This window comes from Acidiluteibacter ferrifornacis (assembly GCF_009909615.1).
Taxonomy (GTDB): Bacteria; Bacteroidota; Bacteroidia; order Flavobacteriales_E; family Vicingaceae; genus Acidiluteibacter; species Acidiluteibacter ferrifornacis.
Genome location: NZ_WWNE01000004.1, coordinates 91,003 through 103,759, shown reverse-complemented (window position 1 = coordinate 103,759; position 12,757 = coordinate 91,003). Strand labels below are relative to the sequence as shown.

The following is a 12,757-nucleotide window of genomic DNA, read 5'->3' as shown; positions in this document are numbered from 1 at the left end:
CTCACAACACTCTACCAAATGATTCTCCAATTAGGATTTGAAGTCCTTTAATTCGGTTGGATAAATATTAAGGATTATGTTATATCTTAACATTAAATTAACACACAGTGATTAAAAACGTGGTCTCTTTGAAGTTTGAATAAAAGAGCTACTTTTTAATATTAAAAAACTAATTAATAGCTCATTACAAAAACACAAATATGGATTTTGGACTGTTAGAATCATTAAATCTGCTAGGAGCTTTGGGTTTTTTCATTTTTGGAATGAAAATCATGAGCGAAGGAATACAAAAAGCTGCAGGAAATAAACTCCGCCAAATATTAAGCAGTATGACCAGAAACCGTTTTCTGGGTGTATTCACTGGCTTTTTAATCACATTATTGATCCAGTCATCTTCTGCAACCACGGTAATGGTAGTTAGTTTTGCCAACGCAGGATTACTTAGTCTTGTTGAGTCTATTGGAGTAATTATGGGAGCCAATATAGGTACCACTGTTACCGCTTGGTTGATTGCTTTTTTTGGTTTTAAAATTAAAATTTCCTCTTTTGCCTTGCCGATTATTGCGATTGGCTTTCCCATGATGTTTGCTAAAAAAAGCACTCTAAAATCAGTTGCTGAAGTACTCATCGGATTTGCCCTTTTATTTCTAGGACTTGATGCACTAAAAAATTCGGTTCCAGATCTCAATCAAAACCCTGAAGTTCTAAGCTTCCTAGCTACTTTTACTGATTACGGAATTTTATCTACCATTTTATTCGTTTTGGTAGGAACCATTATAACCATTATCATTCAGTCTTCTTCTGCGGCAATGGCCTTGACTCTCACTTTACTTTATACTGATGTCATCACATTTGAAGTAGCAGCAGCAATGGTATTAGGTGAAAATATTGGAACTACGATAACGGCCAACCTTGCAGCTATCGTAGCAAATGTACACGCCAAAAGAGCAGCAAGAGCTCATCTTATCTTCAATGTTGTTGGGGTTATCTGGATGATATTATTGTTCTCATTTTTTATTGATTTAGTAAAATGGCTTTGGGTTCCATTTCAAAATGGTTTAACTGCGGCTATCCCAGATATAGGAAGCAGTCAAGAGGAATTACAATTATCGCTTTTCCATACAGTATTTAACATCATCAATACTTTATTGATGGTAGGATTTGTTCCACTGATTGCTAGAGTTGTTACCAAAATGGTTCCCTCAAAAGGCGATATGGATGAAGAGTTTCATTTGGAATATATTGGAACCGGTATGATGTTAACTACTGAAGCTGCAATATTAGAAGCAAAAAAAGAAGTAGCTAAGTTTGGTAAGCTGACTAAAAAAATGATTCGTTTTATCCCTAAATTATTGGTTGAAACAGACAAAAAGGAATTCAAGCATTTATTGGCTAGGATTAAAAAATATGAGGAAATTACAGATAGAATAGAATCTGAAGTTTCTAACTATTTGGCCAAAGTTTCTGAAGGCGAATTAAATTCTTCTGCATCTGAGCGAATTAGAAGTATGCTATCCATCATTAATGACTTAGAGCGAATTGGAGACGTTTGTTACCAAATGTCAAAAGCCATTGAACGAAAGTCTGACAAAAAAGTGTGGTTTACACCAGAGCAGCGTCAAAATCTAAAAGAGATGTTTGATAAAGTTGATCAAGCTTCTGATTTGATGGTAAAAAATTTAGAACAAGATTATGATCTAGTTCAACTTGCCAAGGCAAATGAATTAGAGAAAGAAATCAATAAACTGAGAAACAAGATTAGAAAAGAGCACTTAGTCAATATTGAGACTGGAGAATACAATTTCGCTAGTGGAATTATCTACAATGATTTATTCTCTTCTGTAGAGCGATTAGGTGACCATATCATCAATGTTAGCGAAGCTGTTGCAGGAGAAGTATAATTACTCATTAGAGAAAATTATAATGGGATCCTCTTTAAATGCCGGAGTACGAATGAGATTACTTCTGTTTCCCGCATTATCTACAATGTAAGTAGTAAAGTATACAGTGTCCTGCTTAGTATATCCCCCTGTACCTATTAATTGTAATTGGGCTAGGTTTGTGCTCTTTGTAATCTCTCCTTCTATTCCTTTTGACCCTCCAACAATCTCGATTGCAGGGATTCTTTCTCCAACAAAGGCTATTGTAGTATCTTTTGATAAATTAACTATGGATTGGAAGAAATTAGTGTCTGTTTCTAAAGAGGAGCCTAAATTCCCATCCCCATCTTTGAAAGAAAACTTCCAGTAAGCCTCACCATCTATTATTTGAAAGGAAACAGTTTCAATTTGAGGCACATTTGGGAAGTCAGGATCTTCTTTACAACCAAAAAGCACTGCAAATAAAGCAGCAGCTACAGCTATTTTCTTCATGACTTAAAAATTTCAATACCAAATTAATCTAAAATTACTGATTTAAGCGGCTAATCATTGGTAATTTTCTATTTTGAAAACACCATAAGGTTGAGAAAGCTAATCGAAGATATATTCAATGTCACTTCTAACTCCTTCGAGGAAGTTGCTTTAAAAGTATTTACCCATCAATATGAAAACGTTGATATCTATAAAGCATATTGTAATTTATTGAATAAAAACCCAACCAATGTCCAATCAATCGATTCGATACCGTTCTTACCCATCTCGTTTTTTAAAACTCACCGCATTTCAGATTCCACCGATTGTCAATCCACATTCACCAGTAGTGGAACAAGCGGAAGTCAAACCTCAAAGCATTTTGTGAACGACTTAGCTATTTATGAACGAAGTTTTCAGACAGCATTTGAGATGTTTTATGGCCCTATCAATCAATACACTTATTTCGCTTTATTGCCTTCATACCTAGAACGCGAAGGCTCCTCATTAATTTACATGGTGAATCACTTGATTCAAAACGGAAACCCTTCAAGTGGCTTTTATCTGCACAACCATTTAGAAATGATTAATAACATCAAGCAATCTATTTCTAAGGGAGAAAAAGTAATCCTCTTCGGAGTTTCATTTGCTTTATTGGATTTAGCAGAGCAATTCCATTTTGATTTTTCAGCAATCACGATTATAGAAACAGGTGGAATGAAGGGAAGAAAAAAAGAAATGATTCGTTCAGAGTTACACGCTATTTTGATGCAGCAGCTAAACTGCAAAAACATTCACTCAGAGTATGGTATGACGGAGTTGTTATCTCAAGCCTATTCCATTAGCGACGAAAAGTTTAACACTCCACCTTGGATGAAAATTATAATTAGAAGTCACAATGACCCGTTTAGTACAGAAAAATTTGGGAAAACTGGTGGTGTAAATGTGATTGATTTGGCCAATATACATTCCTGTTCATTTATTGAAACACAAGACCTAGGCAAGTCCCATGAAAATGGACAATTCGAAATATTAGGCAGATTTGACCTTAGCGATATTAGAGGTTGTAATCTTTTAGTTGAATAACTAATTTGAAATTGCTACGCTGCTTATTTCATTTGCAATCCAAGTAGAATAACGAAGATATCCCATTTTTATCGAGGCGACATCTTTTCCTTCATACGTGTAGTTTTTAACATTTATTCCTGGCATCGGGAGTTCATATCGCCCTTTAGCCATTACCCTCTTTTTATCTTTTGTATATACTTCAAAGTCCAATAAATGTCTACTATAAAAGAGTCGTCCTTCAATTGATCCGGAATTTTGTGTTTCCAATAATTTTCGTACCAATCCTTCTTTTTCATCTTCAGGAACACGTACTTTTTCAAACTGATAATAATTTATAAACAATACAAAATCAGCACTATTCTTAGACAACAAATAATTAAACTCCTTATTTGAGATGTTATCAAGCACCACCCCTTGCCTAGATGGTTTCTTCATGGCGACCTTTGTAATTTGGGATTGTATAAACTGATATTCACCTTCTGAAACCTGACTAAAAGAAATGTTCCCATTATCAATAGCCTCCAAAACATTCAGTAATGAATTAATCAGTGTATCATATACTTCATCTCCTCTAATAGAATTAGCCCTTGCAATTTCATTAAGACTGTAATCAGTGCTAAAATCAATTCGATCATAAACCACTACCAACACCTTTTTTTTGTCAAATTGGCCAAAAGAAACCAATTGCATCGACACTAAAAGAAATGTAATTAATCCTTTCATTTATGAAACGCTAATTAAGTAGTAATTCTTTTTACCTTTTTGTAAAATCAAGTATTTACCAAATAACAAGTCTTCAGAATTAACAACCTTAGATTCATCTACCTTCTCTTTATTTAAACTAACCGCATTACTTTTAAGCATCCTTCTTGCTTCACCATTCGAAGAAAACAAATCTGATTTCTCCGCGGTCAATTCAATAATCCCAAGTCCATCCTTAATAACCGACAAATCTACATCTGATTGTGGAACCCCTTCAAAAATAGACAAGAAATCCCTTTCTGAAAGTTTCTTTAAATCCTGTGTTGTGGATTTCCCAAATAAGATATTAGATGCAGCAACTGCGTTATTGTAGTCTTCTTCTGAATGAACCCGTATAGTAACATCTTTCGCCAAAGCACTCTGAAGAGCTCTCAAATGTGGGGCTTCTGCGTGTTTTTTTATTAATTCTTCGATTTCATCCTTAGAAAACAAAGTAAAAATTCGCATATATTTAGCAGCATCCTCATCTGACACATTCATCCAGAATTGATAAAACACGTAAGGAGATGTTCTATCAGCATCCAACCATATATTCCCACTTTCTGTTTTACCAAATTTTCCACCGTCAGACTTAGTAATCAATGGGCACGTAATTGCAAATGCTTTACCATTTCCAATTCGACGTATCATTTCTGTACCAGTAGTGATATTCCCCCATTGGTCTGAACCTCCCATCTGCAAAGTACAACCTTCATGATTAAACAAATGCAAAAAGTCATATCCTTGAACCAATTGGTAGGTAAATTCCGTAAAAGACATCCCTTCCGAATCTTCTGCTGTCAACCTTTTCTTGACAGAGTCTTTGGCCATCATATAATTGACCGTAATGTGCTTCCCAACATCTCGTATAAAACCAAGAAAGGAAAAATCTTTCATCCAATCAAAGTTATTGACCACTTTAGCCGCATTTTCAGCATCAGAATCAAAGTCTAAGAATCTAGCAAGTTGTTGCTTTATGCTCTCTTGATTGTGTCTCAGAGTTTCCTCATCTAATAAATTTCGTTCTTTAGACTTACCAGAAGGATCTCCAATCATGCCTGTTGCACCACCAATCAATGCAATAGGACGGTGTCCAGCAGCCTGAAAATGTTTCAACATCATAACACTTACTAAGTGACCTATATGCAAAGAGTCTGCTGTCGGATCTATTCCAACATAAGCTGACCGCATTCCTTCCTTTAAATGTTCCTCCACTCCCGGCATAGAAGTATGCAACATTTCTCTCCACTCTAGTTCCTTGACGAAATTCATATCTCCAAAAATTTATGCAAATGTAACCTTTAGCATGCATAAATGACAAGCCAAACAACGGCTATTTTTTATAGCGATTTGCCTATTATTATCATTAAATTTGAAACATGATTTTGGTTACAGGAGGAAGCGGATTAGTTGGAGCACACACATTATTAGAACTTATAAATCAGTCGAAAGGTCCTATTTCTGCAATTTATAGAAACGAAGAAAGCCTGAAAAAGACCAAACATATTTTTGCGTTTTACGGAAAGGAGGCTTACTATAATCGCATTGAATGGCGGCAAGCTGACATATTAGATATTTTTTCTCTGGATGATGCATTTCAAGGGGTAACCACCATTATTCATTCTGCTGGATATGTTTCTTTCAATCCAAAAGATGGGAATAAATTAAAAAAAATCAATATTGAAGGCACAGCAAATGTTGTGAATGCCGCGATAGATGCAGGAGTCAATCGATTGATTCATGTCAGTTCAGTTGCTGCATTGGGGGAAAATAAAAAAGGAAACCCAATTGATGAATCTACCAATTGGGAGAAGTCAGAAAAAACCTCCAACTATTCCATTAGCAAACACTACGCTGAAAACGAAGTATGGAGAGCCTCTGCAGAAGGGATAGAAGTTTTAGTTTTAAACCCTTCCACGATTATAGGTCCTGGCGATTGGAACAATGGCAGTCCTGCCCTTTTCAGAAGAATTAATGAAGGTTTAAATTACTATAGCCCAGGGTCAAATGGTTTTGTTGCCATAAGTGACGTTGCTCAATTATTAATCAAACTAGTAGAACATCGAGAAGTCAATCAACGATTTATAGCGAATGGCGCTAACCTTAGTTTTCAAGAACTATTTACCCAAATTGCGAAAGGAATTGGAAAAAAAGCTCCCTCTAAAAAAGCCAAACGATGGCAAGGCAAGCTGGTCCAACTATTAGATAAGATAAAAACGAGTTTAAATGGGAAAGCCCCAGTTTTAACTAAAGAAAGCCTTGAAGCTGCTTTCAGCAACAAATCTTTTAATAATAACAAATCAGTCAATCAACTGAATCATACCTATAGCGACTTAGGGAAGGCAATTCAAGAAACTGCTGAATTATACTTATCAGATAGCCGGGTTCACCGGTAAAGTATCACGAACTTGTTTTTTTTGTTTTTCCCCTTCGTTCTTAGCATCCAGTGTACTAAGGTTTATGATAGCAGCTTCGTATATTTCTTGCAGAATTTCAGGCCTATTAACGTAATAAGAAAAACTACTATCATAGGCTTCTTTTGTCAAATTATGCTTCCTGTAGATAGCATTATAAATACTATCTGTGAGCTGAACACTATCGTTTCGAACTGCAAACTTTAACTTAATGTATGATTCTGCGATCTGTACATCTGTTATAATCTCAATCATTTCATCTTTAGAAACAACGAATTGAGGCAACTTATCAGAGGATTCGCAACCAAAACATAAAATCAACAAGAAAAAAGCAACTAAATCATTTCTCATTTATCGCTCAAAGGTTAATCGTTGACCTCTAACAGAAGTATTAACTCGCCCATTTTCATAAGCGATTTCACCGCTCACAAAGGTTGTATCAATAGAAGAACTAAAAGTGGTTCCTTCGAATGGGGACCATTGGCATTTACTTAAAATATTTGACGAGTTAACCTCCCAAGAACTATCCAGATTAATCAACACTAAATCTGCAAAATACCCTTCTCGAATATATCCTCGTTTTTCTATTTGAAAACACTCTGCTGGCGCATGACTTGTTTTATAAACTAAATGCTCTAGTGTAATTCTCCCATTTTTATATTGTTCTAATAACGCCACCAAAGCATGTTGAACTAATGGACCTCCAGAGGGAGCTTTGAAATAGCTATTTGCCTTCTCTTCTTTAGTATGAGGAGCGTGATCAGTTGCTATAATATCAATGCGATTATCATTGACCGCTTTCCATATTGCGTCACGATCTTTTGCCGTCTTAACAGCAGGATTCCACTTAATATTCGATCCATATCGTTCGTAATCTTCGTCTGAAAACCACAAATGATGTACACAAGCTTCTGCGGTAATTCTTTTTTCACTTAAAGGAATGTCATTCCTAAAGAGTTCAGTTTCCTTGGCTGTAGAAATATGTAAAATATGTAAGCGGGTATTATACTTTTCGGCCAAATCAATTGCCATTGAAGAAGATTTATAACATGCTTCAACGCTTCGAATAACAGGATGCATTTTCATTGGTAAATCTTCTCCATACAAATTCCTATAATACTCGGTATTCGCACGTATGGTTGCCTCATCCTCGCAATGAGTAGCGATAAGCATTCCACATTCTTGGAATAAATGATTTAACACCTCTTTACTATCAACTAGCATATTTCCAGTTGAGGAGCCCATAAACACTTTAACCCCACACACTTTCCTGGGGTCAGTTTTTAACACCTCTTTTAAATTGTCATTAGAAGCTCCCATAAAAAAGGAGTAGTTTGCAACAGAATTAGCAGCAGCAATGTCGTACTTGTCTTGCAACAATTCCTGAGTCAAGGTATTGGGTACCGTATTTGGCATTTCCATAAAAGTGGTAATTCCACCAGCAACAGCAGCTCTAGCTTCTGTTTTAATTTCAGCCTTGTGAGTCAAACCAGGCTCCCTAAAATGAACCTGATCATCTATCATTCCAGGAATTAAGAGTTTTCCAGTAGCGTCAATTTCTCGGTTGGCTTTTATTGCAATTTCCGTTTCTGATACCGTTTTAATTTTATCTCCTTCTATTAAGACATGTCCAACAAATTGTTTTCCTTCATTAACAATTGTCGCATTTTTTATTAAAATCGTATTCGCCATTAGGCCGCTTTTTTATAATTTGTAAACCAACTTTTGATTTTCATCTGAATCACTCCGAAAAGCGCCTCTTTAAAAATTCCACCACTCATTTTAGAGTTTCCTTCTCTTCGATCCGTAAAAATGATAGGGAATTCTTCGATTTTAAAACCATGTTTCCAAGTTTTGAATTTCATTTCAATTTGGAAGGCATATCCTTTAAAAGAAATATTATCAATCCCGATAGTCTCCAACACTTTTCTTCGGTAACAAACAAATCCTGCAGTGGAATCATGAATAGGCATAGAAGTAATTAATCGCACATAAACAGAGGCGTAGTATGACATTAACACCCTACCTATAGGCCAGTTAACTACATTCACCCCTTTAACATAACGACTACCAATCACTAAGTCTGCTGACGTTTCTATCGCATGATTATACAAGTTGACCAGATCTTCAGGATTATGCGAAAAGTCAGCATCCATCTCAAAAATGAACTCATAGTCTCTAGCAAGGCCCCAATGAAAAGAATGGATATAAGCAGTACCTAAACCCAACTTCCCAGTTCTCTCCTCAATAAACAATCGATTAAGGAATTCTGCCTGTAAGCGTTTTACTATTGTTGCTGTTCCATCGGGAGATCCGTCATCAACGATTAGCACGTGAAAGTCTTTAGAAAGAGAAAATACTTTACGAATGATTTTCTCAATATTTTCCTTCTCGTTGTAGGTGGGGATTACAACTAAACTATCCGACATATTTTTGCGCGCTTAACGGGTTGAATAACCAAAAATAACAATAAAATGGTTTTGTCCTAATTTACTACTATTTCTCCATAAAATCTTTAACTATTGTTATGAATTCTTCTGGAGCTTCCGCATGCACCCAATGTCCTGCGTGAGCGATTGTTTTTATGGTAGCTTTAGGAAAATATTCAAATATTTTTGAATGATATTGCTCAGTAATATAATTAGAAGTCCCTCCTGCTATAAAAAGTGTTTCACCATCGTAAGCACCCTCAATTCTAACACCTGCACTTATTTCTTCAATTGTCTTAGTTAATACAGGAAGATTAAACCTCCAAGCTAGTTCAGTTTTAGTTTTCCAGTAAATATTTTTTAGTAAAAATTGACGTACAGACGCTTCTTCTATACCTTCCGCCAAAATTTCATCTACATCCCCTCTCCTATTTATTTTAGAAAAGTCAACTTGATTCATGGCTTTTAAAATAGCTTCATGATGAACCGGATAACTAACTGGAGCAATATCGACTACTATTAATTTTTGTACCAATTTTGGATATTGGGTAGCAAAATGCATCACCGTCTTTCCACCCATACTATGCCCTAAAACAAATGGGTTTTTAATCTGATGGGTTTCAATAAATTCACTTAGATCCCTAGCCAGCACTAAATAATCAAACTCTTCGCTATGCGGTGATTGACCGTGATTTCTTTGATCTACTAGCCATACTTGATAATCTTGTGACAAATATTTCCCTAGTGTTAGCCAGTTATCTAATGAACCAAATAGGCCATGAAGAATAATTAAATGTTCTCCAGTATCTCCAATCTTTTTAAAATTTAACTCCATTTAAAATTTAGATGTCTTGATGTGAAAAATTTAATTCTGCCAAATAAGTTTGAATGGTTTTTTCTAATCCCCAGTATAACGCATCTGAAATCAACGCATGTCCGATGGAGACCTCTAAAAGCCCCTTTATATTGGCTCTAAAAAAATGCAAATTATTCGTATCCAGATCGTGCCCCGCATTAATTCCCAATCCTAAATTGTTTGCCAAATTCGCTGCCTCTATATAAGGCGCTATTGCTTCATTTGGATGATGAGGAAATTGCTCTGCGTATGGACCGGTATAAAATTCTATTCGTTCTGTAAACGTATTTGCAGCATGTTCTATATTTTTTAAATTGGTGTCCACGAAAATACTGGTTCGGATATTATTTCGATTTAACTCAGAAATTACCTCTCTCAAAAAATCGCCCTCTTTTAGAGTATCCCATCCTTCACTAGAAGTCAAAGCCTCGGGCGGATCGGGAACCAAGGTCACTTGATCAGGTTTAGTTTTTAATACTAAATCAATAAATGAAGAAGTCGGATACCCTTCCACATTAAACTCAGTAGTGACTACCTTTTTTAATTCCAAAACATCATTATAACGTATATGACGTTGGTCAGGGCGTGGATGAACGGTGATTCCTTGGGCACCAAAACGCTCACAATCTTTCGCAACTTGTATTAAATCAGGCACATTTCCACCTCTTGCATTTCTTAGGGTGGCAATTTTATTAATATTTACACTTAAACGGGTCATGGATTAATAGTAATATTGTATTATTATAACTACAAAATTAAGGGTTATATACTTAGTATTTTAGCTTGGTTGCAACTGAATTGATATTATGCTAGCAATAGATTTGATCACAGACGAAATTCCTCCATTAAAAACTTCAGACACTGGAGAAAAGGCGTTACTATGGATGGAAGAATTTAAAGTAAATGAACTGCCAATTGTAAACCACAATGAATTCTTAGGTTTAGTTACTGAAAATGACATTCTTGATGCTAACACCCCAAAAGAAGCATTAGGAAATCACGAACTATCTATTGAAAAGCCCATGGTTTATGCTCATGAGCACATTTACGCAGTAATAGGAAAAGTAAGCGAACTAAAACTTAGTCTTATTCCTGTGCTTGATGCTCAAAACAATTACTTGGGAACAATAACGCTATCAAAGTTGATTGATAGAATTTCACATATTGCGGCAATTGATGAACCAGGAGGAATAGTGGAATTAGAGCTCAATAGCAACGATTACTCAATGATAGAAATTGCAAACATTATAGAAAGCAATGATGCTAAGATATTAAGTAGCTATATCACCCAAGTTCCAGATTCTACTAAACTGGAAGTTACTATAAAAACAAACCAAGAAGACCTTAGCGGAATCCTTCAAACTTTCAATAGATACCAATATACCATTGTGGCCTCCTTCCATAAAAGTAGTGCTGATGACGAGCTCCGACAGCGATATGATGCATTTATGCATTACTTAAACATATAAATGAAGCAATTTCTTCTTCTCATAATACTATCGTGCTGTTTTCAGTTTACCTATGGACAAGCCACTGAATTGAACGAACTAAAAACAGATAGTGTTCAGTTAGACACCAATCAAACTTATGTAATCAACTCCATAGTTTTAATAGGCAATAAAAAGACTAGGGACTATATCATTCTGAGAGAAATTCCAGTAAAAAAGGGTGACACCTTATCCGGAAAGAAATTAACCAAAGAACTAGAACAAGCAAGGAAAAACATTCTTAACACAACTCTTTTTCATTTTGCTTCTATCAATTTGGTGGAAGAAAAAAATCAAATATCCATTTATGTTATTGTAAATGAAAGGTGGTATTTTTTCCCATTTCCTATACTGGAAATTGATGACACCAATTTCAACACTTGGTTTGAAACTAAAGATTGGAACCGGATCAATTATGGAATATACTTAACTCAGAGAAATATTGGGGGAAGAGATGAGACCATGCGTTTCACATTTCAACTCGGCTTTAGAGAACGAATAAAACTTTCATACTCCATACCGTACATCAATAAAAAGAAAACCATTGGACTTAATCTATCTTCGAGTTTTCTTAGAAGACATGAGATTGCCTATATCAGCTCCAACAATAAACGTCTTCAAGTTAGAGATGAAGACGATTATTTGTATAAAAATCAAACCTATGGAGCAGCTATCCATTATCGAAAGAAAATTTTCAACAAACATACACTTATACTAAATTACAATAACATTCATGTTACAGACACCGTAGTTAACCTTAATCCTGATTACTTATCTGAAAATAAAAACAGGAATGAATTTTTAACACTATCTTACAACTTTACTCGAGATAGAAGAGATTCCAAAAACTACCCTTTAAGCGGACATTATTTATCTGCTAACATTCAAAAAATAGGACTTGGAGTTTTTGATCATTCAATGAATTACATCAATACGACATTACAAGTTAAAAAATTCGGTAAATTATCAGACCGATTTTCTTTAGCAGGGTCCCTCTCATCTACTTTTTCCTACAATAAAAAGACCCCTTACTTTTTAGAAAATGGAATAGGGTATGGCGTAGGTGTAAGAGGATACGAATACTATGTCATCGATGGACAAAATGTCGGATTAGCGAAACTACAATTTAGATTTAGCTTATTACAGCCACGAGTTTATAGGATTGGATTTATACCTAGTGATAAATTTAGTAAAATGCACTTCGCTATTTACTCCAGTATATTCTCAGATTTAGGTTATGTTGATGATCGAATTGGGTACCCTTCTAATAACTTGGCAAATACATGGCTCTTCGGATCTGGGATATCTTTAGATTTTGTAACATATTATGATTTGGTGTTGCGAACAGAATTTTCATTTAATAAATTGGGAGAGTCGGGATTATTTATTCACTTTGTAGCACCAATATAAG

General features: G+C 35.2%; 13 protein-coding genes. 5 read left to right on the top strand and 8 right to left on the bottom strand.

Features of this window, described 5'->3' with window-relative positions; translation table 11 throughout:
• Window positions 1-200 precede the first annotated feature (200 nt).
• Window positions 201-1,901 carry a Na/Pi cotransporter family protein gene (locus GQN54_RS03445; RefSeq protein WP_160632025.1) on the top strand — a complete coding sequence of 567 codons (1,701 nt, stop codon included), beginning with the start codon at window positions 201-203 and terminating at the stop codon, window positions 1,899-1,901.
• On the opposite strand, the gene GQN54_RS03440 is transcribed toward GQN54_RS03445, so the two are convergent.
• The gene (locus GQN54_RS03440; protein ID WP_160632023.1) at window positions 1,902-2,372 is read right to left on the bottom strand and encodes a hypothetical protein; all 471 of its coding nucleotides are present in this window, start codon (window positions 2,370-2,372) and stop codon (window positions 1,902-1,904) included.
• A gap of 90 nt (window positions 2,373-2,462) precedes the next feature.
• Between GQN54_RS03440 and GQN54_RS03435 the strand changes: the two genes are divergently transcribed.
• Complete coding sequence (locus GQN54_RS03435) at window positions 2,463-3,437, top strand: LuxE/PaaK family acyltransferase (RefSeq protein WP_207554806.1); 975 nt, start codon at window positions 2,463-2,465, stop codon at window positions 3,435-3,437.
• On the opposite strand, the gene GQN54_RS03430 is transcribed toward GQN54_RS03435, so the two are convergent.
• Together GQN54_RS03430 and tyrS are read right to left on the bottom strand one after the other, a co-directional pair.
• Window positions 3,438-4,142 (bottom strand): hypothetical protein, encoded by a 705-nt coding sequence (locus tag GQN54_RS03430; protein ID WP_160632021.1) that lies wholly within the window; start codon window positions 4,140-4,142, stop codon window positions 3,438-3,440. It lies immediately after the preceding gene.
• Window positions 4,143-5,432 carry a tyrosine--tRNA ligase gene (gene tyrS / locus GQN54_RS03425; RefSeq protein ID WP_160632019.1) on the bottom strand — a complete coding sequence of 430 codons (1,290 nt, stop codon included), beginning with the start codon at window positions 5,430-5,432 and terminating at the stop codon, window positions 4,143-4,145.
• Between the two features lie 107 nt (window positions 5,433-5,539).
• Here tyrS and GQN54_RS03420 point away from each other — a divergent pair, with 107 nt between their 5' ends.
• Entirely contained in the window at window positions 5,540-6,556 is a 1,017-nt protein-coding gene (locus GQN54_RS03420; protein ID WP_160632017.1) for an NAD-dependent epimerase/dehydratase family protein, read from the top strand.
• Here GQN54_RS03420 and GQN54_RS03415 read toward each other — a convergent pair.
• From GQN54_RS03415 to GQN54_RS03395, 5 genes are all read right to left on the bottom strand, one after another.
• On the bottom strand, window positions 6,533-6,925 hold the full coding sequence (locus GQN54_RS03415; protein ID WP_160632016.1) for a DUF4296 domain-containing protein: 393 nt from the start codon (window positions 6,923-6,925) through the stop codon (window positions 6,533-6,535). The two genes, GQN54_RS03420 and GQN54_RS03415, sit on opposite strands and share 24 nt — an antisense overlap.
• Window positions 6,926-8,266, bottom strand: a complete 1,341-nt coding sequence (locus tag GQN54_RS03410; RefSeq protein WP_160632014.1) for a dihydroorotase — start codon at window positions 8,264-8,266, stop codon at window positions 6,926-6,928.
• Window positions 8,266-9,003: a polyprenol monophosphomannose synthase gene (locus GQN54_RS03405; protein WP_160632010.1), complete on the bottom strand. Its 738-nt coding sequence runs from the start codon at window positions 9,001-9,003 to the stop codon at window positions 8,266-8,268. Before GQN54_RS03405 ends, GQN54_RS03410 begins: the two co-directional genes overlap by 1 nt.
• 67 nt (window positions 9,004-9,070) lie before the next feature.
• Complete coding sequence (locus tag GQN54_RS03400) at window positions 9,071-9,838, bottom strand: alpha/beta fold hydrolase (protein WP_160632008.1); 768 nt, start codon at window positions 9,836-9,838, stop codon at window positions 9,071-9,073.
• A 7-nt stretch (window positions 9,839-9,845) separates the two neighbouring features.
• Window positions 9,846-10,577, bottom strand: a complete 732-nt coding sequence (locus GQN54_RS03395; RefSeq protein ID WP_160632006.1) for a pyridoxine 5'-phosphate synthase — start codon at window positions 10,575-10,577, stop codon at window positions 9,846-9,848.
• A gap of 88 nt (window positions 10,578-10,665) precedes the next feature.
• On the opposite strand from GQN54_RS03395, the gene GQN54_RS03390 reads away from it, so the two are divergent.
• Window positions 10,666-11,328 (top strand): CBS domain-containing protein, encoded by a 663-nt coding sequence (locus tag GQN54_RS03390; RefSeq protein WP_160632004.1) that lies wholly within the window; start codon window positions 10,666-10,668, stop codon window positions 11,326-11,328.
• On the top strand, window positions 11,329-12,756 hold the full coding sequence (locus GQN54_RS03385; RefSeq protein WP_160632002.1) for a BamA/TamA family outer membrane protein: 1,428 nt from the start codon (window positions 11,329-11,331) through the stop codon (window positions 12,754-12,756).
• The last annotated feature ends 1 nt before the right edge of the window (window position 12,757 follow it).